Origin of the sequence: Rhizobium sp. BK591, assembly GCF_014195045.1 — a bacterium.
Taxonomy (GTDB): domain Bacteria; phylum Pseudomonadota; class Alphaproteobacteria; order Rhizobiales; family Rhizobiaceae; genus Rhizobium; species Rhizobium anhuiense.
In genome coordinates this window covers 321,892-345,250 of record NZ_JACIAZ010000008.1, presented here as the reverse complement: position 1 = coordinate 345,250, position 23,359 = coordinate 321,892, and the positions used below count along the sequence as shown (strand labels likewise).

Below are 23,359 nucleotides of genomic sequence, written 5' to 3'. Positions count from 1 at the left end.
TTTAACCCTTCAGTCCGGTCGAGGCGATGCCCTCGACGAAGAAACGCTGGAGAGAGAGGAAGACGATGAGGACCGGAATGAGGGCGACGACGGAGGCCGCCATGATCAGCCCGTATTCGGCCGAATATTGCGAGATGAACATGCGCAGGCCGATCTGAACGGTCTTCAGCTCGGTCTTGGTCAGATAGATCATCGGCCCGAGAAAATCGTTCCAGGTGGTGACGAAGGTGAAGATCGTCAGCGTCGAGAGCGCCGGCTTGGAGAGCGGCAGCATGATGCGCGCCCAGATCTGGTACTCGTTCATGCCATCGATGCGGGCCGCTTCGCAAAGCTCGGTCGGGATCGACATGTAGAACTGCCGCATCAGGAAGACGCCGAAGGCGGTAAAGGCCTGCAGGCAGATCAGCGCCAGATGAGTGTTGTTGAGGCCGAATTCGCGCATCAGCAGGAATTGCGGCACCATATAGACCTGCCAGGGCATGGCGATGGTGGCGATATAGCCGAGGAACAGCGTGTTCTTGTAGGGGAAATTCAGCTTGGCGAAGGCGTAGGCGGCAAAGCTGGAGGTCAACAGCTGCAGCAGCGTGACGATGATCGTCAGTTTCGAGGTGTTGTAGATGAAGAGGGCGAGCGGGATCTTCGTCCAGATATCCACGTAATTCTGCCATTGCGGCTCCGCCGGTATCCACTCGATGGGGAAGGCGAAGACGTCGCGGCTGAGCTTCAAGGATGCCGAGAGCATCCAGGCGAAGGGCATCAGCATGACCACCGTGACCGTGATCACGATGGCATAGAGGAGGACCGTTTTGGCGGTGACTCTGCGTCCTGCGATCCTCATGCCTCGTCCTCCCTCTGGCGCCGGAACTGGAAGACGGTGACGGCGAGCACGAGGAAGAACAGAACGAGCGCAACCATGCTGGAATAGCCGAGATCCCAGGAAATGAAGGCTTCGTTGTAGATGTGGTAGACGAGGACGAGGGTCGAGGTGCCGGGACCGCCCTGGGTGATCATGTAGATCTGGTCGAAGACCTTGAACGACTGGATCGTCAGCATGACGGTGACGAAGAAGGTCGTCGGTCCGAGCTGCGGCACGGTGACATGGATGAACTTCTGCCAGGAATTGGCGCCATCGAGATCGGCGGCCTCATAGAGCTCCGAATTGATGCCCTGCAGACCGGCCAGATAGATGACCATGTAATAGCCCATGTTCTTCCAGATGCCGAAGAGGATCACCGTCACCATTGCCCAGTGGCGATCGGCAGCCCATCCCGGCATGTTCTTGGGATCGAGGCCCAGCGTGTAGAGGATCATGTTCACCGGTCCCATTTCGGGATTGAAGATCATGTTCCAGACGACCGCGACGGCCACCAGCGAGGCGACATAGGGAAAGAACATCGCCGTGCGGAAGAAATCGCGTCCGACAATCTTCTGGTTGAGGAGGACGGCGAGGCCGAGCGCGCAGAGCAGCGTCGCCGGCACGGAGGCGACCGTATAGATGACTGTGTTCCAGAAGGCCGCGATGAAGGCCTTGTCCTCGAAAAGTCGCCAGAAATTGTCGAGGCCGGCGAAGGTAATCGCATTCGAGCCGTCCCAATGCATGAAGGCGAGCACGAAGGCAAACAGGATCGGGCCGAGCGTGAAGACGGCAAAGCCGAGGAAGTTCGGCGCGATGAAGGAATAGGCGACGAGCGCGCTGCGTATCCTGCGCTGGCGCTTGGACAAGACGGTGGCTTTCCTGCCGGAAGTTGCCAGAGCGCCATCTCCAGCGATGGCCGAATTCGATATGGACACCGATGCCTCCTCTTCCTCTCGCAACCACATAGCACAGTTCCGATACTGGTCAAACAAGTTCTGAATAGGTCATACGAATTTAATAGAAAGCGCAAAATACATATGATAGGTGAGCATGCAGGCCAAACGCTCATCAATGCTTTCCGGTGCGGGGAGGGACATGTTCAGCGAGATTTCAGGGGAGCTGCCGGATGTGCTGGGCGATTTCACGCCTGGGTCGATTTGCTCAGATCGCGCCATATGGAACTCCGTGCCGCAGACGGTCCGGGAACGGATCATTCGCGACGCCGAAGAGACGCTTGCGCGCGCCTTTCCGCTCATCACCGCCTCGGATTACCGGGAGTTCACCGCAACGGGCAACCGCTCGCGCTTCGAGGAGCTTTATTTCACGCGGCGCCGGATGCTCAACAATCTGGTGCTCGGCGAACTCGTCGAAGGCGGGGCGCGGTTCCTGCCTGGGATTGTCGACGGCATCTTCCTGATTGCCGAGGAGAGCGGCTGGCAGCTCCCGGCGCACAACGCCTATGAACGAAGCGGCGCGCGGCTGCCGCTTCCCGACAATTCACAGCCTGTCGTCGATCTCTTCGCCGCCGAAACGGCGGCGCTGCTTGCCACCGTCGTCGCCTTGCTGGGCGACGCGCTCGACGGCATCAGCCCTGAAATTACCGCCCGGGTGGAACGCGAGATCCAGATCCGCATCCTCTCGCCCTATCTCGGCCGGCATTTCTGGTGGATGGGCCGCAGCGAGGAGCGAATGAACAACTGGACGGCCTGGATAAGCCAGAATGTCCTGTTGACGGTCTTCTCGCTGAAAACCGACCAGCCGGCGCGCCGTGCTGTTGTCGAAAAGGCGCTCGGCAGCCTCGATGCTTTCCTGAAGGACTATGCCGAGGACGGGGCCTGCGAGGAAGGCGTGCTCTACTATCGCCACGCAGCACTCTGCCTGCATGGCGCGCTGACCATTCTGGATGGCGTGGCGCCGGGCCTGTTCGGCAAGCTCTGGCAACAGCCGAAAATCCGCAGCATGGCTGAATATATCGCCCATATGCATGTGGCCGGCCGCTATTATTTCAACTTCGCCGATTCCTCCGCGGTGGTCGAACCCTGCAGTGTGCGGGAATATCTGTTCGGACAGGCGGTCGGTTCGCAGGTGCTGGCTGAGTTCGCCGCGGCCGATAGGGCGGCCTCCGGAAGCTCGCACCTGCCCGGAGAATGGAACCTCTGGTATCGCGTGCAGGAAGTGCTGATCGGCCCGACGCTTCCCGATGCCGCCCCGCCGCATCCTGCGTCCCGACGCGATATGTTTTATCCCGGCATTGGCCTGTTCATCGCCCGCGACGAGCAGTTTTCGCTCGCCGTCAAGGGCGGCAACAATGGCGAGGGCCACAATCACAACGATGTCGGAAGCGTGACGCTCTACAAGAATGGGCGCCCGTTCCTGATCGATGTCGGTGTCGAGACCTATACCGCAAAGACCTTTTCGGCGCGGCGCTACGAGATCTGGACGATGCAATCGGCGTTCCACAACCTGCCGACATTCGCAGGCGTCATGCAGTCGGCCGGCGACACATTCGGCGCGCGAGACGTCGAGGTCGGGTTTGACGAGGAGCGCGCGCGCATATCGCTCGATATAGCAGGCGCCTATCCCGCCGAAGCAGAGCTGCACAGCTACCGGCGCATCGTTTCCCTGCTGCGCGGCCGCCATGTCGAGATCGTCGACAGCTATGACGGCGGCAAGCCGGCGGTGCTGTCGCTGATGACGTGCCTGGCGCCGACCGTCGTCCCGGACAGGATCGATCTCGCCGATCTCGGCAGCATTTTCGTCGATGGCGGTGGCGAGATCGAAATCGACGAAATCGACGTGGAGGACGCCCGGCTGAGATCGGCCTGGCCCGGGAAAATCTACCGGCTGCGCGTGCCGTTCGCCGGCAGGGTTCTGAGATTGCGGATCGTATGAGGAAGGCGAGCATGGAATTGACGTTGAAGATCGTGGATGCCGATGGGCTGGTGCTGGCAAGCTCCACAGGGCGGGAGGAGACCTTCCTGGTCTATCGACAGAGCTATCGCGAAGGCGATCGCGTGGTCTTGGAGGTCTCCGAGCCTGGACATGTCTTCCTCGCCCTCGATGGCGCGATCCAACCCGGCCTGGTCTATATGAAGGAATGCGCCTATGCCCTCGCCGTGCCCTTCGGCGACAAGCGCAAGCCCTATTCGCCGAATGCCTTCCGGGGTGATCTCCACCGGCTTTCGGCGCGAAGCGCGCGCCCCGACGAGATCGTGCAACGCCGTAATCTCGCTCTGAACCCCTGGGACGATCATGCCAACCGGGCGCTGTTTCCGCATGCGCGCGCCAATGTGGAGACCCGGGGCGAAGCGGCCTTTGCCGCGCGCAACGCGATCGACGGCGAAAAGGCCAACGACGATCACGGCTTCTGGCCCTATACGAGCTGGGGCATCAATCGCGATCCGCAGGCGGCGCTGAAGCTGGAATTCGGCCGGCCGGTCAGCATTGACGAGATCGTCTTCTATCTCCGGGCCGATTTCCCGCATGATTCTTGGTGGAATGAGGCCAGCGTCACTTTCTCGAACGGCAGGACCTCCCGCTTTCCCTTGGTGAAATCGGGTGTTGCTCAGAGCTTTTCCATAGAACCCTGTATCGTCGAATGGGTGGAATTGCATGGACTGATCAAGGCCGAGGATGCCTCGCCCTTTCCGGCGCTGACCCAGATCGAGATCTGGGGAACGGAAGTGCCGGGCGCCGTCGATCGGGACGTCGCAGTTGCGGCCGAAGATAAACCAGAGCCGGCCGCTCTTCCTCTCAACTTATGACCCCACGGATGCGCTTCCGCCAAGCACTCTGCACATGCTAAGGAGGTCGGATGCGACTGCTTGTGGTGGAGGACAACAAGGATCTGGCGGCCTGGCTGGGGAAAGCCCTGCGACAGGCGCAATATGCTATCGATATTGCCCACGATGGCGAGGATGCGGAGCACATGCTCAAGGTGGCGGAATATGCCGCGATGATCCTCGACCTGGCGCTGCCCAAGCTTGATGGCTTGACGCTCTTGAAACGATTGCGGCAGTCCGGGAACAAACTGCCGGTCATCATCTTGACCGCGAATGCGAGCCTGGACGGTCGTGTGGCGGGGCTCGACAGCGGTGCCGACGACTATCTCGCCAAGCCCTTCGAAATTGCCGAACTCGAGGCGAGGATCCGTGCGGTGGTCCGCCGCGGCCAGGATCGGGCATCCTCCGAGATCACCGTCGGCAATTTGCGCTTCTCCGGTGGAACGCGGCAGTTTTTCGTCGCAGGCGAACCGCTGCAACTGACGCCGCGCGAATATGCCGTTCTTGAACAGCTCGTCATGAAGCTCGGCAACACGATCTCGAAAGCCGCTCTTTCCGAAAGCGTGTTCGGTTTCGACGACGAGGCGGATCCGAGCGCCATCGAAATCTACATCCACAGGCTGCGAAAGAAGCTCGAGAGCAGTTCGGTTCAGATAGCGACGTTGCGCGGGCTCGGTTATCTCCTCCGACATGTCCAGTAGCCTCGTCACAAAGCTGGGCGCCACGATCGCGCGGCTCAGCCAGAGCCTGAGGGTACAGCTGCTCTGCTGGGTGCTGCTCACTCTCTTCGGCGCGATTGGTTTCAATCTTTACGACAGCTTCTGGACGGCGGATGCGACAGCAAAGCTGGTGACGGATCGAACGCTTCTGGCCTCTGCCCGCGTCATAGCTGAAGCCGTCCGCGTCGATGAGGGTGGCAATGTTCAGGTGGACGTGCCGCCTTCCGCGCTGGAGATGTTCGATACAGGCTTCGGCGACCGGGTATTTTACCAGGTCATCACTGTATGGGGCAGTCTGGTGAGCGGTCTTCCCGACCTGCCGTTGCCAGCCGTACAGCGGGCGGGCGAGGATCGTGCGTTCCATGGTGCCGATGTGCGCGTCCTGATGCTCGACCATCCTGTCGTCGGCCTTCCCGATGATGGCACGATCTCGGTCACCGTCGCCGTGACGCATAACAGCCAGTATGCGATGCGAAGGCAGCTATGGCTTTCGGATTTTTCGAAGCAGTTCGTGCTCGTCTTCGTCGCAAGCCTGGTGACCATCCTCGGGCTTCAGCGGGGCTTGGCACCGGCTCTGAGACTGCGGGACGCCGTGCGCCAGCGCGGGCGCAACCGTCTCGATCCGCTGCCGCCCGAGATGGTGCAGAGCGAACTGCGACCGCTCGTTCATGCCCTGAATGACCATATGGAGCGTGTCCAGAACCAGATGGCCGCACAGCGACGCTTTGTATCGAATGCCGCGCATCAACTCAGAACGCCGCTCGCGCTGATTTCGACGCAGGCGAGCGTGGCGGCCCGCGAAGCCGATACGGCTCGCCGCGACGAGGCGCTTTTCGCCCTTCGCACCAGCACGAAGCAGATTTCGCGTCTTGCCAGCCAGCTCCTCACCTTGTCACGGGCCGAGCCCGGAAGCCGCCGTCCGCGCAGCGATACGACCGATCTCAGCAAGGCTGCCCGCGAGATCCTGGAAGCGCATGCCGAAGAGGCGCTCAAGCGCAACATCGATCTCGGACTGGAAGCGGACCGACCGGTCATCGTCGAAGGCGACGCTACGATGCTGCGCGAGATGCTGGTCAACCTCATAGACAACGCCATACGCTATACCTGTGCCAATGGACGGGTGACCGTCGCGATCGGCCAGGCGAACGGCAACGCCGTCGTCACCGTCGAGGACGACGGACCGGGTATTCCGATCGGCGAGCGCGAGCAGGTTTTCGAACGCTTCTACCGGATCATGGGGACCGAAGCCGAGGGGAGCGGTCTGGGGCTTGCGATCGTGCGGGAGGTTGTTGAAGGCGCCGGAGGTTCAGTCTCGCTCGATGACGCGGAAGGCGGTGGGCTGGTCGTGACGGTGCGGCTTCCGCTTGCTTAAACCTCAAGTGCATCAAATGACAGAAGGCCGGGCATGCACCCGGCCTCCTGTTCGATCTGCCTTGGGAGGAGGTCGGATTGGATCACTGCGTATCGAGATGCTGCTGCGGGCGCCACTTCGCCAGGCGGTTCTCGATCAGCGTCATGATATATTCGGCAAAAAGCGTGACGACCATGACGAGGAGGATTGCCGCGAACATGCCGGCGGCATCGAACGTACCCTTGGCGATCGAAATCAGCTGGCCGATGCCGAACCGGGCACCGACGAATTCGCCGACGATTGCGCCGATGATCGCGAAACCAAAGGAGACGTGCAGACTGGCGAAGATCCAGCTCATCGCCGAGGGGATGACCACCGTGCGGGTGACCTGCCAGTCCGAGGCGCCAAGGATGCGCGCATTGGCGATCATGTTGCGGTCGGCCTCGCGCACGCCCTGGAAGGCGTTGGCAAAAACCACGAAGAACACCATGATGAAGGCGAGAGCAACCTTGGACGGCAGGCCGAGACCCATGATCATGATGAAGATCGGGGCGAGAACGACGCGCGGGATCGAGTTGATCGCCTTGATGTAGACGGAGAAGATGTCCGACAGGAAGCGGTTGCGGCCAAGGCCGATGCCGACGAAGACGCCGGTGATCGAGCCCGCGAAGAAGCCGATCAAGGCCTCCTCCATCGTCACCCATAGATTATACCAGAGCGAACCTTCCGTGGTGCCTTCGGTCGCCCATTCGTAGAGGCGCTCAACGACGCCGCTCGGGCTCGAATAGAAGAACGGGTCGATCCACTGCATGTTGGAAGAAAGCTCCCACATGCCGATCACGAAGACCAGGATGGCAATCTGCCAGAAGCGCACCGCGGTGTTGCGCCGGCGCATCGCCTTCAGCGCCGACGCCTCGATTTCCGAGTCCGACGTGCCCGGCCGAAACAGGGTGGCCGAACCGGCCTCAAGAGTGGTGTGTGCCATGATATCCTCCCTCAGGCCGCTTCGCTCGCGCGCCGGTAGCTGGTCTCCACCTCCTCGCGGAGGTCTTCCCAGATCGTCTTGCAATAGTCGATGAAGCTCTGCTCGTAGCGGATTTCCGACACGACGCGCGGGCGCGGCAGATCGATCGTATAGACCGACTTGACCGTCGCGGGGCCGGCGGTCAGGACATAGACCTTGTCGGCGAGCGCGACAGCCTCTTCGAGATCATGGGTCACGAACACCACCGAGGCCTTTCGCTCCGCCCACAGCTTCAACAGCTCTTCATGCATGACGGTGCGGGTCTGGACGTCGAGGGCCGAGAAAGGCTCGTCCATCAGCAGAATTTCCGGCTCGTTGATGAAGGTCTGTGCCAGCGAGACGCGCTTGCGCATGCCGCCGGAAAGCTGGTGGGGATAGTGATGGACAAACTTCGAAAGGCCGACGCGGGCCAGCCAGTCGCGTGCGCTCTTTTCCGCTTCAGTGCGCGACTTGCCGCGAAACAGCGGGCCGGCCATGACGTTGTCGATGACGTTTTTCCAGGGAAAGAGCGCGTCGGTCTGGAATGCGAAGCCGACACGCGGGTCGATGCCGGTGATCGGGCCGCCCATCAGCCGGACTTCGCCGGCGCTCGGGCGTGCAAGACCCGTCACGAGGTTGAGGGTCGTCGATTTACCGCAGCCGGTGGGGCCGACGACGGCGACAAACTCTCCGCGGGCGACGGTCATGTTGAAATCGCGCAAGGCGGTAAGGGACTTGCCGGTCGGCGAGACGAAGCGGCGGCTGACATTGATCAGCTCGATCGCCGGAATCTGGTTGTTGTCATGTTGCATGATGATACCTGAAGCGTGCCTTTGGGCGCGTGCACGCAATGCCCATGGATCGATCGGTTGGCCGCTTCCGGTTGGTGCCGGAAGCGGCGTGACGCCCTACTTGACGTTCTTGACGAATTCCGTCGTGTAGGTCTTGGACAAGTCGATCTGCTTGCCCTTGACGTTCTTGGAGAACTCCGAGAGCACGGCAAGCACGGTTTTCGGACCGTCTTCCGGCATGACGCCATCGGGCGTGAACATGCCCTTGCCCTCGTCGAGAGCCTTGATGTAGCCGTCCTTGTCGCCGACGTAGAAGTCCTTCGGCATCTTGTCGGCGATCTCGGCGGCGGAATGCGTGTTGATATAGCGCAGCGTCTTGACGAAGGCGTTGGCGAGCTTCTGTGCCTCTTCCTTGTGCGCGTCGACCCAGGAGGCCTCCATGTAGAGCGAGGCGGCCGGATAGGTGCCGCCGAGCGCCTGACGGGTCGACTCGACCGTGCGCATGTCGACGAGCACACTCGCTTCGCCTGTTTTGACCATGCGCGAAATCGTCGGCTCGGTGGTCATGCCGGCCTGGATCTGGTCCTGTTGCATGGCGGCGATGAAGGTGCCGCCGGCGCCGACTGGAACCGTCACGACGTCGCCGGGCTTCAGGCCGGCCTTCGAGGCCATGAAGAGGGTCAGGAAGTTGGTGGACGAGCCGAGACCGGTGACGCCGAGGCTCTTGCCCTTGAAGTCGGCCGGCGACTTGATGTCGGGATGTTTGCTCGAGACCATCTCGACTTCGCCCGGCGCCTGGCTGAACTGGACGATGGATTCGACGAATTTGCCTTTGGCCTGCAGGTCCACACAGTGGTCGTAGAAGCCGACCACGCCCTGGACGGCGCCGGCCAGAAGCTGGTTTTCAGCATCGACGCCGGCGGCTTCGTTCAAGAGCTCGACGTCGAGACCCTCGTCCTTGAAATAACCGAGCGATTCGGCAAGTTTGGCGGGCAGATAGATCTGCTTCTCATAACCGCCGACCATGATGGTGATCTTGTCGGCTGCGTTTGCGGCACTCGTAGCGAAAGATGCTGCGGCGAGAAGCGTCGAAAAGGCGACGGTGTGAAAAAGGCTGCGTGAAGAACGCATGGAAATCTCCTCCTGTGGTTTGCTCGCATCGTCGTCTCGCCACCCTTGACCCGTGTCTCCTCCACGATGCTGCCCCTTCCTATGACGTCGAAGCTTTCAACTAGCTTTCAGCTGCAGCCGCGACCGTGCCGTGCTCGGCGGGCCATCATTCAGACGATTCCAGGCTCGGCGCAGCTGCCGCGCCGAGCCGAAGCCGGCGCGCATGGCGACGGCCTCCATGTCCAGTCGCGAACCGGCGAGCATCTCGCGGGCAAGAGCCACGCGCATACGGTTGACGAAATCCGTAACGCTCATGCCCGTCTGCTCGTTGAACAGCCGTGAAAGGTTGCGCGGGCTGGCGCCGCTGAGGCGGGCGAGCAATGCCACCGACCAGTCCCGAGAGGGGTCGGCGACCACTGCATCCTGCGCACGATGAATGACCGGGTGGATATGGTTGCGACCTTCGAGCCAGGGCGAAAGTTGCGGATCCGAGCCGCCGCGCCTGAGATAGACGACAAGGTATCGCGCCACCGCAAGCGCACAGGCATGTCCCGCCGCTTCGGCGACGATATGCAACATGAGGTCTATGCCGGCGGTGATGCCGGCGCTGGTGAGGCGGTCTCCATCCTCGACATAGAGCCGGTTGTCCCGGACGCGCGCCGTCGGCGCGAGCCGGATCAGATCTTCCATGCAGCCGTGATGGGTGGTGCACTCGCGGCCGTCGAGCATTCCGGCCTCGGCAGCGAGCAATGCGCCCGAGCAGATCGAGACCAGTCGAATTCCTGGACGAATGGCGCGCTGCAGCCATGCGACAATGGCAGCCTGGTCGGCGCGTTCCTGTTCGTCCCGCCGATGGCTGCTTTCCATCGGAACGTCGGTGCTGCCGGCAATGACGACAAGCGCGCTATCGGGCAAGCATTCCGGCAATGCTGCGACGCCCGTAACGGCAAGGCCGATCGAGCTGCCGACCGTCGCCGACGGGCCGATATAGGTGACGGTGAAGCGCACTGTGGGCTGTTCGAGGTTTGCCTTGCGCAGCACTTCGATCGGACCGGCCACGTCGAGCAGCAGCACGCGCGGCGGCACGACGACGAAGACCGGAATATCGAAGGGCTGCACGGCGTCTGTCATGCGGCGAGTGGCTTTTCACGCCCCGCCAGGGCCTGTTCGACGGTCGCGATCCGAGCGAAACGGCCTGACAGGACCAGTTCGGTCCGGTCCCGGATTTCTCTCGCACTCCAGGTGCGCCCTGTGGCGTCGGTCATCGGGAAGGTCAGGGTCGCTTCGCCGACATAGTCGACTTGATAGCCGAGATCGGAGGCGTGGCGGGTGGTGGTCTCGCAGCACTGTTCGGTGCGGATGCCGGAGACGAGGAGACGACGGACGCCGTTCTCGGTCAGCCACACGTCGAGACCCGAACCGACCAGGGCGCTATGGCGGTTTTTCCTGAATGTAGCCTTCGGCGCGATCCTGAGCGGTGCGAGTGTCCTGACGAACCCGGATGCCTCCGAAAACGGCGCGTTTTCATCGACATGGAAGATCTGGATGACGGGTATTCCGTCGGCTTCCGCGCCGTCGATCAACGCCTGCTGACGATCGATGTAGGCGGATGCCAGGTTTTCATCCCAGTAATCGCGTTGTCTGAAAGACTCTTGGGCGTCGATAACGAGAAGGACAGTATCATGGCCGGACATTTTTTGCTCCATGGCGGTTGATCATGAAGCCATATTCGGCAATTTGATGGCACGGGAAAATGCGCGCGCCGGACAAATAGCGGACAATTCGCGCCAATCGCTACGGGCGCTTTCAGACAGTTCCTGGGCCGACTATCAGCTGGTAAAGCTTCGCAGATCCCTCAGCAGGTTGCGGTACCTTGCCTGGCTGCCGACCAGATGCTCGCGCATCGCATTTCGGGCGGCCTGATCGTCCCTGTCGGAAATGGCGACGACGATCGCCTCGTGCTCCCTATGGATCAGCCTTCGGTAAGCAGTCTGTTCGGCTGTCCTTGTTTCCGGGACCAGCCTGGACTGCGGGATGATCGCCGAGCCCTGGGACTCCAGGAACTGCCGGAACAGCGGATTGTTCGTAGCTTCGGCGATGGCGGCATGGAGTTCGAGATCGGCCTCGCGAATGGATTGGTCGCTCTCGATGCACTGGAGAATTTTCCGGTGGCATTCGAAAATCGCCTCCTCCTGCGCGGGCGAGCGGCGCAAGGCCGCAAGACCGGCAGCTTCGATTTCGACAGGCGTTCTGATCTCGAGCACTTCCAGATCGGAAACAACGCGGGCCTTGTCGGCTTTCCCAGCGGAGACAGCCGGATCGGCGCCGAGGACGAAGATGCCTGCCCCCTGGCGCACCTCGACAAGCCCGTCGGAGCGAAGCGCGGCCACCGCCTCGCGCACGACGGTCCGGCTGACGCTGTGCGTTTCGGTCAGTTCATGCTCGCTCGGAAGCTTGTCGCCGGCAGAATACTGGCCGCTCAATATGGCTTGCCGAAGGCTTTCGCCGACCTGTGAGACCAGCGACCCGGAGCCTTTGCTGCGATCCTTCATCTGCATAGCCACGCCTGCCCCCGCATCGGCTTGATCCGAATGCCGTCCAAACGCGCGGCACTGCGAAACTCATGATTCATCACACATGTATGACAAATTTCGCACTCTTTCAATGGCCGCGGCAGTCGGGCTTGTTCCTTGGCGGTTTTTACTCGGAGATCAGCCGCTGTGTTTTATCGCAAACTCTCGGCATTCCGTCAGTCCGCCGACATGTTTCGAGCTTTTCTGAGATATAGGTGACTGGATATAATCAGAATTAATCGCTATGATTATAAGTGATTGACAAGGAGTTTTCGATGGAGACCAAAGTTCTGACTGCCCATGTTCCACTGCCGCTTGCGCAGAAGGTCGATCAACTTGCATCGCGGCTCGAACGCTCGCGCGGCTGGATCGTCAAGCAGGCACTGACTGCATGGATCGACCAGGAAGAGGAGCGTCGGCGTTTGACGCTTGAGGCGTTGGCCGACGTGGATAGTGGAAACGTTGTCGATCACCAGGCTGTTCAGGCCTGGGCTGATAGTCTTGACAGTGACGAGCCGATTTCGTTGCCCCGGTGATGGAAGTCAAATGGACGAACAAAGCGGTTTCGGATGTTACCCGCTTATACGACTTTCTCTCTCCGGTCGACCGGCGGGCTGCGGCCCGAACCGTACAGGCGCTGACGGCAGCCCCTGCGCGGCTGCTTGAGCAGCCACGTCTCGGCGAGCGACTCGAGGAGTTTGATCCTCGAGAGGTTCGCCGCATTCTCGTCGGCCGTTACGAGCTCCGCTACGAAATCCAGCAGTCGACAATCTATGTATTGCGGCTTTGGCATACGCGGGAAGATCGGTAGAAGCGCTCACAGCCGCCTGGTCGATTCCCCGCGCACGAATCTCGGCGTCAGGATGAAATCCTCAGGCGGCGCGGCGGCGCCCTCCGGGCTTGCTATTCTTGTCAGCAGACGTTGTGCCGCCAATTCCCCGAGCTTCTGCGCATCCTGCACCACCATGGTGATGCGCGGCGTGATGACGTTGCTCCATGGCACGTCGTCGACCATCGCCAGCGACACGTCGTCAGGGCAGCGGAAACCCATCTCCTGCATCACCTGCAGTGCGGCCAGGCCCGTCATGTTGTTGGCGCCGATGATGGCGGTCGGCCGGTCGCGGCGCGTCAGCAGCCGCATCGCCTGCGCATGGCCGCCGGTCCTGGTGTAGCCGCCTTCGACCACCAGCGAAGGGTCGATCTCCACACCGGCGCCGGTCATCGTGTTCAGAAAGCCTTTCAGGCGCTCGTCGGCGGTGTGCAGACCGGAAGGCCCGGAGATGAAGCCGATACGCCGGTGGCCGAGTTGCAGCAGATGTTCCGTCAGGATGGTGGTGGTCAGCGGATTGTCGGAGCCGACGAAATCGCGCTCTGCACCCTCCACCTTCTGGTCGAACATCACGATCGGCGTCTTGAAGTCGCGCAGGAACGTGGCGTATTCCTCGCCGCGCCCGTTTGCCGCCAGCGCAATGCCGGCGATCTTCTGCGCCTCCAGCCGCTCCAGCAGTGCCCGCTCGAGGTCGGCCCTGCCGGAGGAGTCGGCGATCAGGACGAAATAGCCGTGATCGAGCGCCTGGTGCTCGATCTCGCGGCGGATGTCGCCGAAGAACATGTTGCCGAGATTGGCCGAAACGAAACCGATCAGCGAGCTGCGTCCGCGCGCCAGCGTCTGGGCCACCGGGTCGATGCGGTAGCCCGTCGAATTTATCGCCTGCTGGATGCGGTCGAGCGTCTCGGCGCCGACCCGCTTCGGGCTGTTGAGCGCGAGCGAGACGGTCGAGATGGAAACCCCCGCAATGCGCGCTACGTCTCGTATCGTGGTCATGTCTGTCGAACCGGTTCTAATGCATTGTTATGTCCGATTTTATTGATCGGCGCAACATCCATGCCTCAAACTGGTTATTCCGCAGGGCTTGCATTTCTAAAACTGCGACCGCGAATTTGGCTTGACAGGTGCTGGATCAAGTAAGATTGTTACTCACCGAACCGGTTCGATATGATATTGAGCCGGAAAGCAGGGAGGAGAAACCTGTGACGAATTCGGAACGCCTGTCGGAAAATCCGGCATCGGAAGGAGCGGGCAAGCACGCCTGGTTCAGCCACGACCGCCTTGGCATGTTCATCCATTGGGGCCTCTATGCCTTGGGAGCCCGGCATGAATGGTTGAAGAACCGCGAAGAGCTGACCGACGACCACTACCAGCGCTATTTCGAAAATTTCGATCCTGATCTCTACGATCCCAAGGAATGGGCCCGCCGGGCACGTCTTGCCGGCATGAAATATGTCGTGGTGACGACCAAGCATCACGAGGGTTTCTGCCTCTGGGACAGCAAGGTGACGGGTTACAAGGCGACGAACACGCCCTGCGGCAAAGATTTGCTGACGCCGCTGGTCGAAGCCTTTCGCGCCGAAGGACTGAAGATCGGCTTCTATTATTCGCTGCTCGACTGGCACCATCCGGACTTTCCGATCGATGTCCACCATCCCTTGCGCAACCATCCGCAGGCCGAGGCGCTGAATGCTGGCCGCGATATGGCCAACTATGCCGCCTATATGCGCGAACAGGTGCGCGAACTTCTGACCGGTTTCGGCCGCATCGACATCATCTGGTTCGATTTCAGCTATCCCCAGCGCGAATATCGCGGCCTGCCCGGCAAGGGGCGTGCCGATTGGGAGAGCGAGCGCCTGCTCGCACTGGTGCGTGAATTGCAGCCCGGCATCATCGTCAACAACCGGCTCGATCTGCCGCCCGGCAATCTGCCCGACGTGACGACGCCGGAGCAATATACGCCGCGCGTGGCGCCCGCTATCGCCAGCCAGGGGGTGCTCTGGGAAGCCTGCCACACCTTCAGCGGCTCCTGGGGCTATCACCGCGACGAGGATAGCTGGAAAAGCCCGGAACAGATCATCCAATTGCTCATCGATTCCGTCGCGCTCGGCGGCAACCTCCTGATGAATGTCGGCCCGACCGGCCGCGGCACGCTCGATGCGCGCGCCATCGGCGCGCTCGAAATCTACCAGAACTGGATTGAGGTCAACGCACGCTCCATTTATGGGGCCGGGCCATCCGACTATCCGGTGCCGGCCGGCTGCCGCTATACCCAGCGCGGCAACCGCCTCTACCTGCATGTCTATAATTGGCCTTATCGCCACATCCACATCGAAGGCCTCGCCGACAGGATCGCCTATGCGCAATTCCTGCACGACGCCAGCGAAGTGCGCTGGCTGAGCCACACCAAGGATGTGGATTCCAATATCGGCGTGATGGTGCCGGAAGGCATGATCACACTCGAACTGCCGGTCCGGCGCCCGGACGTTACCGTGCCGGTGATCGAGATCATCCTGAAGGCGTGAGCTCGATCGCACTCGCGTGTCCTTTGCGTTCATGGAGGGAGGAGAAACCCATGAAGGTTCTGAAGAAAACGCTTTTGCTTGCCGCAATCGGCAGCAGTCTTTTTGCCACAGCCGCATCGGCCGAACAGGTCAACCTGACCTGGCAGATGTGGACCGGCTCCGAAGCCGACACCAAGGGCTGGCAGCACCTGGCCGACATGGTGACGGCCAAATATCCCGATATCAAGGTGACGCTGACGACGACGGGCTGGGTCGATTACTGGACGCGGCTGCCGGTGTTGGCAGCGTCCGGCCAGCTCGCCGACATCGTTTCCATGCAGTCGTTGCGCATGCCGAATTTCTATTCGCTGCTCGAGCCGCTGAATGACCGAATCGCGGCCGACAAGTTCGACGTCGGAGCCTTTACCCCCTCGATCATCGGCGGGATGTCGGTCGACAAGCAGCTTTACGGTCTGCCCTATGATGTCGGTCCGTGGGTCATCTACTATAACCAGGATGCGCTCGAAGCCGCCGGCATTCCCTTGCCGAAGCCGGGCTGGACGCTGGCCGAGTTTACCGATACCGCCAAGAAATTGACGAAAGACGGCAAGTACGGCTTCGGCATCACCCCGGTCAACTATTCGGTCCTGGCCTCGGCCTGGGGCGATAAATATGTCAACAACGCCGGAGAGCTCGACCTGACCAATCCTGGCGCCGTTGCCGCTGCCGACAGGCTGATCGGCTTTGCCGCCAAGGATAAGATCGCGCCGCTGGTGCCGCCGAGCGCCGATGTCGGCACGGTCGTTCAGGGCCGGTTCAATTCGGGCAACGTCGCCATGTATATCGATGGCCCCTGGTCGATTATCGGCATGAAGGACCAGGCGAAGTTCAAGATCGGCCTCACCACCTTGCCGCGCGCCGAAGGCGAACTTTCAGCCGTGACCGCGGGCTCCGGTTTCGGCATTGCCACGACAAGCAAAAACAAGGATGCGGCGTGGAAGGCGATCCAGGTGCTGACCAGTCCCGAGGCGCTGCAATATCTCGCCGAACAGGGGCGCGCGCTGCCGGCGCGCACGGCCTCGCAATCCTCCTGGTATAAGGTGGCGGCCAAGGACATCACCAATGGCGGCGAGGCGCTCGATTATTCCCTGGCGCATTCGGTGCCCTATGTGATCACCAACAATTGGGCGGCGGTGGAAAACCTCTTCAACCAGTATTTCCCACCGGCTTTCGCCGGCAGCGCCGATGCCAAGCAGACGATGGAGTCGATCCAGAGCCTCGCGCAGCAATAGGATGGCGCGGCAGGATTGCCGCGCATGGAGGAAGACATGTCGCAAAGCGCCGTCGCCGAAATTCCGTTGCAGCCCGGTCAGCCACGGCGCTTTCTGAAGCCTGAGACGCAGACGGCCATGCTGTTCCTGCTGCCGAGTTTCCTCGGCTTCATGATCTTCATGGCCCTGCCGATCCTGGCGTCGCTGGCGCTCTCCTTCACCAACTGGCAGCTGCTTTCGACGCCGTCCTTCGTCGGCTTTCAGAATTATATCAAGCTGTTCACCGTCGATCCGGCCTTCTACACGATATTGAACAACACGCTGTTCTTCGCCGTCGAGTATCTGGCCGTGAATATCATCGTCTCGCTGACGCTGGCGGTGTGGATATCCAGCCTGAAACACGGCAAGGCGATCTTCCGGGTGATCTTCTTCCTGCCGACCTTCACCCCTACCATTGCCGCCTCGGTGGTGTGGCTGCTGATCTTCACGCCGGACGGGCTCGCCGACAGCGTCATCCGCGCGCTCGGCCTCGGCCTGCCGAATTTCCTGCTGAGTTCGAGCTGGGCGATGCAGGCGGTCGTGATCGTCACGCTCTGGGCCAATGTCGGCTACAACGTCGTGATGTTCAACGCTGCGCTCGATCTGGTGCCGAAGCATTATCTCGAGGCGGCGACGATCGACGGAGCCAATGCCTGGCAGCGCTTCTGGCGCATTCGCCTGCCGCTCATCTCGCCGACCATCTTCTTTGCCACTGTCATGACGGCGATCACCTCGCTGCAGGTCTTCGACGAGATCTTTGCGATGACGCGCGGCGGCCCCGGCTCGGCGACGTCGACACTCGGCTTCGCCATCTACCAGAAGGGCTTCGCCAATTTCCAGATGGGCTATGCCTCAGCTCTTGCCTGGGTGATGTTCGTCATGATCATGGCGCTCACCATCCTGCAGTTCCACATGCAGCGCAAATGGGTGCATTATGACGATTGATCCGAGCTCACGGCACCCACATTCCGTCTCTGCGGATCGCCGCCGCATCTTGCGTGGGATCGGCACCTTCCTGAGCTATGCGGGGCTTTCGCTGGTCGCGCTGCTGTTCCTCTTTCCCTTCTTCTGGATGGTGTCGAACGCGGTGCGCTCGAATGCCGAGGTCATGGCCGTGCCGGTCCGCATTCTCCCCGAGGAATATCATTGGGGCACCTTCGTCGAGGCTTTGGTGTCGCTGCCGTTCGGCACGTTCCTGTTGAATTCCTTCATCGTCGCCTGCGGCGTCACCGCGATCGTGATCGCGGTATCCTGCCTTTCCGCCTATGCGTTCGCACGGCTGCGGTTTCCGGGCCGCGAAGGACTGCTGCTGACCTTTCTCAGCACGCTGATGATCCCCCAGGTGATGCTGGTCATCCCGCTCTTCCTTCTCGTCAGCAAGCTCGGCTGGATCAACACCTATCACGGCATGATCCTGCCGGTCGCCTTCTCGTCCTTCGGCACCTTCCTGCTGCGCCAGTTCATCCTCGGCATTCCCAAGGATCTCGACGAGGCGGCGATGATGGACGGGGCCTCGCGCCTGCGCATCCTGGTCAGGATCATCGTTCCGCTTGCCATGCCGGCCATCGGTCTCCTGGCGCTCTTCACCTTCATCGCGCAGTGGAAGAGTTTTCTCTGGCCGCTGATCGCCACCAGCGGCCTCGAAAAAGCCACGCTGCCACTCGGCCTCACCCTGTTTCAGACGCAGCAGGGCACCGCCTGGAACTACATCATGGCGGGTGCGACGATCTCCATGCTGCCGGGCGTCGTGCTCGCCATCGTGCTGCAGAGGGTGATCTACAAAGGCATCAGCGTCGGCTCCGGCTTCGGTGGGCGCTGATGTCTATAAGTACAAGGACTTAAGCGCATTGCGTCAAGTTCGATGCGATGTCCTTGAAGTCCGGCCGATTGCCGCCGAAGAACGCGCTGCTCGCGTTGCAAGATCATATCCCCTGCTTAACGTTTGTTTCCGGTCGAAAAGTAAAATTTAACCAAAATTTGAAATAACGCAGTTGTATCCGAATTGCGCAGGGGAATTCATGAAAACGGCCACGCTTGCATCCATCGCTCTGGCGATATCGGTCTCTGTTGCCAATGCGCAGACGATCGCGGTTTCGATGACCAATCTCGACAAATTCAGAGAGATGCTTCTGAACGGCGTCGTCTCGCACGGGAAGACGATATCAGGCCTCAAGCTCGTCACCGCGAATGCCAAGGGCGACAACGAACTGCAGAAGAAGCAGGTTCAGCAGTTCGTCGCCGACAAGGTCGATGCCATTATCATGATGCTGTCTGATGGCGATCTCGGGCCGCAAATGACCAAGATCGCAGCGGATGCCGGCATTCCGCTGATCTACATCAACACGACGCCCTCCAATCTTTTGGACTTGCCGGACAATCAGGTCGTCGTCGCCTCCGATGAGAAAGACTCCGGTACGCTCGAGACGAAGCAGGTATGCTCTCTCCTCAAGGGCAAGGGCCGCGTCGTCGTGCTGATGGGGGAGGTCTTCCATGTGGCTGCCCGCACCCGCACCCAGGACATCACCGATGTCATTGCGACGCCGGAATGCAAAGGCCTCGAGATCGTCGAGCGGCAGGCGGCCTATTGGTCACGCGATTATGCCGATCAGCAGATGCAGGAATGGCTGGCGGCCGGCGTCAAGTTCGATGCGGTTATCGCCAATAATGACGAGATGGCGCTTGGTGCGATCCGCGCCATGAAGAGGGCCAATATCCCGATGAAGGACGTCGTCGTCGGCGGCGTCGACGCGACCGACGACGCGCTCGCCGCGATGGTGGCCGGCGATCTCGACGTCACCATTCTCCAGAGCGCCGTCGGGCAGGGCGCTGCCGCTGTCGACGCCGCCGTGAAACTGATCAACAAAGAGAAGGTGCCGCGCGAAAACAACGTTCCCTTCGAACTCGTCACACCTGAAAACATTGCCGCCTATCTGCCGAAGAGCCAGTAAGCATAAGAGGACTATCATGTTGCATTTCTGGAATAAATTCGGCATTCGCGCGCAGATCACCTCCGGCTTCGTGCCGCTGATCCTGTTGATGAGCCTGCTCACGGTCAGCGCCATCTCGGGCATGAACGGCCTCGCCGCGATCTTCGCATCCTATCGCGTCACGGCCGGTCAAAGTCTCGCCATCTCGGACTACAGCGAGCAGCTGAACGAAATTCAGATGTCGGCGGAAGCGTTCCGCTCGACGCCGACACAAGCCGTGGTCGACAGCTTTCGCGCCGGCGTGAAGGCCTTCGAGGCGGATGATCCGCGTTTTGCCGGCAACAAGGAGCTGCAGTCCGGCCTTGCGGCGATCCGTCAGGAGATCACCGCCTATGGCAAGGCTTTCGAACAAATTGTTTCCCTCCAGGCCCGACGCGACATGCTGATCTCCAAGGTCACCGAATTCGGCCCCTGGACCAGCATCGCGCTCAACGACGTCGTGCGCAGCGCCTGGCGCCAGAACGACGTGGCCCTGCTGCAGATGACGGCGGCGACGCTGGAGGCCCTGAACCGCAGCCTCTATTTCTCCGAACGCTTCGTGCATTCCGATGATTTCGCCGCCTATGATACGGCGCAGGCAGCACTCGCCGAAGCCGTGGCGCTCAACGATGCCGCCGCCAAGGCTGCAAAGAACGAGCTGCAGAAGAAGCGCCTGATGGGCGCCGGCCAGCTCATGCAGAACTACACCGCCCGTCTCGGCGACATGAAGGAGGTGCTGCAGGCTGCCGGCAATATCCGCCAGACGCAGCTGAACGTGCTGGCGCCGAAGATATCAGGCGAGTTCAAGAACCTGCAGGCGGCAGTGACCGGCGCGCAGAAGAACCTCGACGGTTCGGTCGATGCAACGGTTGCCTCCGCGACCAGCACGACGCTGGTTATCAGCGGTCTCCTGATCGTCATCGGCCTGGTGCTTTCCTATTTCGTCGGCCGGCTGATTTCCTCGGCGGTGCGCAACATGGCTCAGTCGATGGAACAGCTTGCCCGCGGCGAGGAAGGGATCGTCATCACCGGCGTCGAGCATCGCCACGAATTGGGCGCCATGGCCCGGTCGCTGAAGGTCTTCCAGGAGACAGGCCGCGCCAAGCTGATCGCCGAGGCCAATGCCGAACGCGCGCGCCTCGCTGCCGAAGAGGAACGGCTCCGTCAGGAGGCCGAGCGGCTCTCCGACGCGCAGGTGATGGAACATGCCTTCCGCCAGATCTCCGTCGGGCTGGACGCATTGTCGAAGGGCGATCTCACCGTCCGCGTCGGCGAAGTCGATCATCGCTACGTCAGGATCCGGGATCATTTCAACAACTCGGTTGCGAGCCTCGAAGAGGCGGTGGATTCCGTCATTCGCGCGGTCGCCACCATTCGGTCCGGCCTTGCGGAAATCTCCACGGCGTCCAACGATCTCGCCCGCCGCACCGAGCAGCAGGCAGCGTCCCTGGAAGAAACGGTGGCGGCGCTGGGTGACGTGACCCGTGGCGTCAACGGAACGGCGGAGGGCGCAAGCCGCGCCCAGGGTGTCGTGGCAACCGCCCGCACCAATGCCGAAAAGGGCGGCGAGATCGTTGCCCGCGCCATCGACGCGATGACGGAAATTCAAAATTCATCGTCGAAGATCGGCAACATCATCAGCGTCATCGATGAGATCGCCTTCCAGACCAACCTGCTGGCGCTGAACGCCGGCGTGGAAGCGGCGCGTGCCGGCGAGGCCGGCAAGGGCTTCGCCGTCGTCGCTCAGGAAGTCCGCGAGCTCGCCCAGCGCTCCGCCAACGCGGCAAGGGAGATCAAGCAGTTGATCTCCACTTCCTCGGCGCAGGTCAAGACAGGCGTCCAGCTGGTGGGTGAATCCGGCCTGTCGCTCGAACAGATCGTCGAGCAGGTCACCGCCATGAATGCGACCGTGGCCGAGATCGCCGTTGCCGCCCGCGAGCAGGCGACGAGCCTGCGGGAGGTGTCGGCCGCCGGCGACCAGATGGACAAGGTGACGCAGCAGAACGCCGCGATGGTTGAAGAGACCACGGCCGCCGCCCAGAGCCTGACGCATGAAACCGAAAGCCTTGCCGAATTGCTGCGGCGCTTCAGGACAAGCAGCGGCCGGGCATCGGAGCATCGGCACTACGCCTTGGCATCCTGACCTTCCATCGATGCACGAAAGTAAGCGCCGCCGCCCGAAAGGGCGGCGGTCGCGTCAGTGGTTCCCGGATGCCGGACCGTGCGGTGCGCCGGCAATGCTCTTGCGAACGTGACGGACCGCCGTCCAGACGGCAAAGAGCACGAGCGGGATGGCGCCGAGTACGGCGAGCTTCGCCACATGCGGATCGACACCCAGTTCGGAAATGCTTTCCAGGCAGATCTTCGCCAGCCCGACGGTATAATAAGTGATGGCGATGACGGAGAAGCCTTCGACCGCCTGCTGGATATGCACCTGGATGCGCGCCCGCTCTTCCATCGACGTCAGCAACGACGCGTTCTGATCCTCGAGCTGGACCTGCACGGTCGTCCTGAGAAGGTCTCCAGCCAGGCTCACGCGTTCGGCGAGTTCGTCGAGCCGGCGCTCGGCGGCTTCGACCGAGCGGACGGCCGGTTGAAAGCGCCGGTCGATGAAGGTGCCGAGCCTCTGGCGCTGCTCGACGCGTGTCTCGCGAAGCTCCGACACTCTGCTCGCGACAATTTCGGCATAGGCTTTCGTCGCTCCGAAGCGGTGGCGGGCCAGCGCCGAGAAGTTGAGAACATCCGACGAGAGCCTGGTCACCTCGGAAAGCAGCGCCTTGTCGACCTTGATAGCACTCTGCATATGCGCGATCAGCAAGTCGAGGCGCCGGTCGAAGACGGAGAGCTTCGAGACCGTCTCGCGCGCCATCGGCAATGCCAGCAGCGCCATCATCCGGTATGTCTCGATCTCCAGGAAACGCCTGACCATGCGGCCGGTGCGATAGGCGTTGAGGTTGCGGTTGAAGAACAGGAATTCGACGAAACCGCTGTCGGTCAGCCGGAAGTTCGAATGCACTTCCGCATCGCCGCCGCCGACCTGAGAGGCGACATAGTCGAGTTTCGGTTTTTCCGGACGCTGTCCGTCCTTCTCGTCCCGCACCAGCACCCGAACGGCTGCAATGATCTTTCCGTCGATCTGGCGGCAGCAGGCCTGAAAGGCTTCCGGCGGCTGGCTGCCGGGTTCGGCCGATGCCGGAACGACGAAGGTCAGCGTCAGGAACTCGGTATGGGCCTCCCACTTCAGCCGGCCGTCGCCGAAACGGCCGATGCCGTGGTTACCCTCGCGAGTCGTGGAGACATCTTCCAGCCCCGGCAGCGAGACTGGGATTGAAGGAGGAGCATTCTCGCCGACGATGGCGACGTGCCAGACATCGGTGTCGCCGTCGAAATAAAGCGACGGCCGCGCGTGCAGCTCGTTGTGAAGTTCCCTTCGCAGCGGATGCTCGGAGCCCATCGGCATGGAAATGCACCTCTATACGGTAGGCAGTCGCTGGGTCGCCGGACGTAACCGGGTTGCCGGCACTTGTGAATTAACGGACCCGCAGGCTGGCGCAGACCGACAACG

At 61.5% G+C, this 23,359-nt stretch carries 22 protein-coding genes; 12 read left to right on the top strand and 10 right to left on the bottom strand.

From position 1 onward, the window contains the following. Position 1: 1 nt before the first annotated feature. A complete protein-coding gene (locus FHX10_RS30285) occupies positions 2–838 on the bottom strand; it encodes a carbohydrate ABC transporter permease (protein ID WP_025554593.1) in 837 nt (278 codons plus the stop codon). Further along, positions 835–1,821, bottom strand: a complete 987-nt coding sequence (locus FHX10_RS30280; RefSeq protein WP_025554591.1) for a carbohydrate ABC transporter permease — start codon at positions 1,819–1,821, stop codon at positions 835–837. Before FHX10_RS30280 ends, FHX10_RS30285 begins: the two co-directional genes overlap by 4 nt. A 130-nt stretch (positions 1,822–1,951) precedes the next feature. Here FHX10_RS30280 and FHX10_RS30275 point away from each other — a divergent pair, with 130 nt between their 5' ends. Genes FHX10_RS30275 through FHX10_RS30260 form a run of 4 tightly spaced genes read left to right on the top strand, consistent with a single transcriptional unit; the run spans position 1,952 to position 6,729 of the window. Next, positions 1,952–3,748, top strand: coding sequence for a heparinase II/III family protein (locus FHX10_RS30275; protein WP_063473546.1), 1,797 nt, complete (start codon positions 1,952–1,954; stop codon positions 3,746–3,748). Positions 3,749–3,759: 11 nt separating this feature from the next. Then, positions 3,760–4,620, top strand: a complete 861-nt coding sequence (locus tag FHX10_RS30270; RefSeq protein ID WP_063473547.1) for a hypothetical protein — start codon at positions 3,760–3,762, stop codon at positions 4,618–4,620. A 50-nt stretch (positions 4,621–4,670) separates the two neighbouring features. Next, positions 4,671–5,339, top strand: a complete 669-nt coding sequence (locus tag FHX10_RS30265; RefSeq protein WP_047618835.1) for a response regulator — start codon at positions 4,671–4,673, stop codon at positions 5,337–5,339. Then, on the top strand, positions 5,329–6,729 hold the full coding sequence (locus FHX10_RS30260; RefSeq protein WP_063473548.1) for a sensor histidine kinase: 1,401 nt from the start codon (positions 5,329–5,331) through the stop codon (positions 6,727–6,729). Before FHX10_RS30265 ends, FHX10_RS30260 begins: the two co-directional genes overlap by 11 nt. A gap of 82 nt (positions 6,730–6,811) precedes the next feature. Here FHX10_RS30260 and FHX10_RS30255 read toward each other — a convergent pair whose 3' ends face one another. The 6 genes from FHX10_RS30255 to FHX10_RS30230 all read right to left on the bottom strand — a co-directional run bounded on the left by FHX10_RS30255 (position 6,812) and on the right by FHX10_RS30230 (position 12,170). Then, complete coding sequence (locus tag FHX10_RS30255) at positions 6,812–7,693, bottom strand: ABC transporter permease (protein WP_029733066.1); 882 nt, start codon at positions 7,691–7,693, stop codon at positions 6,812–6,814. A gap of 11 nt (positions 7,694–7,704) precedes the next feature. Beyond that, positions 7,705–8,523, bottom strand: a complete 819-nt coding sequence (locus tag FHX10_RS30250; RefSeq protein ID WP_029733067.1) for an ABC transporter ATP-binding protein — start codon at positions 8,521–8,523, stop codon at positions 7,705–7,707. 96 nt (positions 8,524–8,619) lie between these two features. Continuing rightward, positions 8,620–9,633: an ABC transporter substrate-binding protein gene (locus FHX10_RS30245; protein WP_029733068.1), complete on the bottom strand. Its 1,014-nt coding sequence runs from the start codon at positions 9,631–9,633 to the stop codon at positions 8,620–8,622. Between the two features lie 96 nt (positions 9,634–9,729). Beyond that, on the bottom strand, positions 9,730–10,743 hold the full coding sequence (locus FHX10_RS30240) for a GlxA family transcriptional regulator (protein ID WP_029733069.1): 1,014 nt from the start codon (positions 10,741–10,743) through the stop codon (positions 9,730–9,732). Next, positions 10,740–11,318, bottom strand: a complete 579-nt coding sequence (locus tag FHX10_RS30235) for an isochorismatase family protein (protein WP_029733070.1) — start codon at positions 11,316–11,318, stop codon at positions 10,740–10,742. The genes FHX10_RS30240 and FHX10_RS30235 overlap by 4 nt, the downstream gene beginning before the upstream one ends. 123 nt (positions 11,319–11,441) lie before the next feature. Further along, on the bottom strand, positions 11,442–12,170 hold the full coding sequence (locus tag FHX10_RS30230) for a FadR/GntR family transcriptional regulator (RefSeq protein ID WP_049808181.1): 729 nt from the start codon (positions 12,168–12,170) through the stop codon (positions 11,442–11,444). A 290-nt stretch (positions 12,171–12,460) separates the two neighbouring features. Here FHX10_RS30230 and FHX10_RS30225 point away from each other — a divergent pair, with 290 nt between their 5' ends. Together FHX10_RS30225 and FHX10_RS30220 are read left to right on the top strand one after the other, a co-directional pair. Then, on the top strand, positions 12,461–12,721 hold the full coding sequence (locus tag FHX10_RS30225) for a CopG family ribbon-helix-helix protein (RefSeq protein WP_047618843.1): 261 nt from the start codon (positions 12,461–12,463) through the stop codon (positions 12,719–12,721). Continuing rightward, entirely contained in the window at positions 12,721–12,996 is a 276-nt protein-coding gene (locus FHX10_RS30220) for a type II toxin-antitoxin system RelE/ParE family toxin (RefSeq protein ID WP_082849646.1), read from the top strand. The genes FHX10_RS30225 and FHX10_RS30220 overlap by 1 nt, the downstream gene beginning before the upstream one ends. A 6-nt stretch (positions 12,997–13,002) precedes the next feature. Here the strand turns inward: FHX10_RS30220 and FHX10_RS30215 are convergent, their stop codons facing one another. Then, positions 13,003–14,010 carry a LacI family DNA-binding transcriptional regulator gene (locus tag FHX10_RS30215; RefSeq protein ID WP_029733074.1) on the bottom strand — a complete coding sequence of 336 codons (1,008 nt, stop codon included), beginning with the start codon at positions 14,008–14,010 and terminating at the stop codon, positions 13,003–13,005. Between the two features lie 206 nt (positions 14,011–14,216). Between FHX10_RS30215 and FHX10_RS30210 the strand changes: the two genes are divergently transcribed. The 6 genes from FHX10_RS30210 to FHX10_RS30185 all read left to right on the top strand — a co-directional run bounded on the left by FHX10_RS30210 (position 14,217) and on the right by FHX10_RS30185 (position 21,937). Beyond that, positions 14,217–15,539, top strand: a complete 1,323-nt coding sequence (locus FHX10_RS30210; protein ID WP_063473550.1) for an alpha-L-fucosidase — start codon at positions 14,217–14,219, stop codon at positions 15,537–15,539. Positions 15,540–15,589: 50 nt separating this feature from the next. Continuing rightward, positions 15,590–16,810, top strand: coding sequence for an ABC transporter substrate-binding protein (locus FHX10_RS30205; protein ID WP_029733076.1), 1,221 nt, complete (start codon positions 15,590–15,592; stop codon positions 16,808–16,810). Between the two features lie 36 nt (positions 16,811–16,846). Further along, positions 16,847–17,773 carry a carbohydrate ABC transporter permease gene (locus tag FHX10_RS30200; RefSeq protein ID WP_029867888.1) on the top strand — a complete coding sequence of 309 codons (927 nt, stop codon included), beginning with the start codon at positions 16,847–16,849 and terminating at the stop codon, positions 17,771–17,773. After that, a complete protein-coding gene (locus tag FHX10_RS30195) occupies positions 17,763–18,647 on the top strand; it encodes a carbohydrate ABC transporter permease (protein WP_029867887.1) in 885 nt (294 codons plus the stop codon). The genes FHX10_RS30200 and FHX10_RS30195 overlap by 11 nt, the downstream gene beginning before the upstream one ends. A 199-nt stretch (positions 18,648–18,846) precedes the next feature. Next, the gene (locus tag FHX10_RS30190) at positions 18,847–19,776 is read left to right on the top strand and encodes a substrate-binding domain-containing protein (RefSeq protein ID WP_063473577.1); all 930 of its coding nucleotides are present in this window, start codon (positions 18,847–18,849) and stop codon (positions 19,774–19,776) included. A gap of 16 nt (positions 19,777–19,792) precedes the next feature. After that, positions 19,793–21,937 carry a methyl-accepting chemotaxis protein gene (locus FHX10_RS30185; RefSeq protein ID WP_029867885.1) on the top strand — a complete coding sequence of 715 codons (2,145 nt, stop codon included), beginning with the start codon at positions 19,793–19,795 and terminating at the stop codon, positions 21,935–21,937. Positions 21,938–21,991: 54 nt separating this feature from the next. On the opposite strand, the gene FHX10_RS30180 is transcribed toward FHX10_RS30185, so the two are convergent. After that, complete coding sequence (locus FHX10_RS30180) at positions 21,992–23,254, bottom strand: DUF3422 domain-containing protein (RefSeq protein WP_029867884.1); 1,263 nt, start codon at positions 23,252–23,254, stop codon at positions 21,992–21,994. Between the last annotated feature and the right edge of the window lie 105 nt (positions 23,255–23,359).

What these genes read in the sequence shown, in the direction of transcription:
- FHX10_RS30280 (WP_025554591.1), bottom strand. Translation starts at nt 1,821, where the DNA reads ATGTGGTTGCGAGAGGAAGAGGAGGCATCGGTGTCCATATCGAATTCG.
- FHX10_RS30215 (WP_029733074.1), bottom strand. Translation starts at nt 14,010, where the DNA reads ATGACCACGATACGAGACGTAGCGCGCATTGCGGGGGTTTCCATCTCG.
- FHX10_RS30235 (WP_029733070.1), bottom strand. Translation starts at nt 11,318, where the DNA reads ATGGAGCAAAAAATGTCCGGCCATGATACTGTCCTTCTCGTTATCGAC.
- FHX10_RS30240 (WP_029733069.1), bottom strand. Translation starts at nt 10,743, where the DNA reads ATGACAGACGCCGTGCAGCCCTTCGATATTCCGGTCTTCGTCGTCGTG.
- FHX10_RS30270 (WP_063473547.1), top strand. Translation starts at nt 3,760, where the DNA reads ATGGAATTGACGTTGAAGATCGTGGATGCCGATGGGCTGGTGCTGGCA.
- FHX10_RS30190 (WP_063473577.1), top strand. Translation starts at nt 18,847, where the DNA reads ATGAAAACGGCCACGCTTGCATCCATCGCTCTGGCGATATCGGTCTCT.
- FHX10_RS30200 (WP_029867888.1), top strand. Translation starts at nt 16,847, where the DNA reads ATGTCGCAAAGCGCCGTCGCCGAAATTCCGTTGCAGCCCGGTCAGCCA.
- FHX10_RS30250 (WP_029733067.1), bottom strand. Translation starts at nt 8,523, where the DNA reads ATGCAACATGACAACAACCAGATTCCGGCGATCGAGCTGATCAATGTC.
- FHX10_RS30275 (WP_063473546.1), top strand. Translation starts at nt 1,952, where the DNA reads ATGTTCAGCGAGATTTCAGGGGAGCTGCCGGATGTGCTGGGCGATTTC.
- FHX10_RS30230 (WP_049808181.1), bottom strand. Translation starts at nt 12,170, where the DNA reads ATGCAGATGAAGGATCGCAGCAAAGGCTCCGGGTCGCTGGTCTCACAG.
- FHX10_RS30180 (WP_029867884.1), bottom strand. Translation starts at nt 23,254, where the DNA reads ATGCCGATGGGCTCCGAGCATCCGCTGCGAAGGGAACTTCACAACGAG.
- FHX10_RS30285 (WP_025554593.1), bottom strand. Translation starts at nt 838, where the DNA reads ATGAGGATCGCAGGACGCAGAGTCACCGCCAAAACGGTCCTCCTCTAT.
- FHX10_RS30260 (WP_063473548.1), top strand. Translation starts at nt 5,329, where the DNA reads ATGTCCAGTAGCCTCGTCACAAAGCTGGGCGCCACGATCGCGCGGCTC.
- FHX10_RS30255 (WP_029733066.1), bottom strand. Translation starts at nt 7,693, where the DNA reads ATGGCACACACCACTCTTGAGGCCGGTTCGGCCACCCTGTTTCGGCCG.
- FHX10_RS30185 (WP_029867885.1), top strand. Translation starts at nt 19,793, where the DNA reads ATGTTGCATTTCTGGAATAAATTCGGCATTCGCGCGCAGATCACCTCC.
- FHX10_RS30220 (WP_082849646.1), top strand. Translation starts at nt 12,721, where the DNA reads ATGGAAGTCAAATGGACGAACAAAGCGGTTTCGGATGTTACCCGCTTA.
- FHX10_RS30195 (WP_029867887.1), top strand. Translation starts at nt 17,763, where the DNA reads ATGACGATTGATCCGAGCTCACGGCACCCACATTCCGTCTCTGCGGAT.
- FHX10_RS30225 (WP_047618843.1), top strand. Translation starts at nt 12,461, where the DNA reads ATGGAGACCAAAGTTCTGACTGCCCATGTTCCACTGCCGCTTGCGCAG.
- FHX10_RS30265 (WP_047618835.1), top strand. Translation starts at nt 4,671, where the DNA reads ATGCGACTGCTTGTGGTGGAGGACAACAAGGATCTGGCGGCCTGGCTG.
- FHX10_RS30245 (WP_029733068.1), bottom strand. Translation starts at nt 9,633, where the DNA reads ATGCGTTCTTCACGCAGCCTTTTTCACACCGTCGCCTTTTCGACGCTT.
- FHX10_RS30205 (WP_029733076.1), top strand. Translation starts at nt 15,590, where the DNA reads ATGAAGGTTCTGAAGAAAACGCTTTTGCTTGCCGCAATCGGCAGCAGT.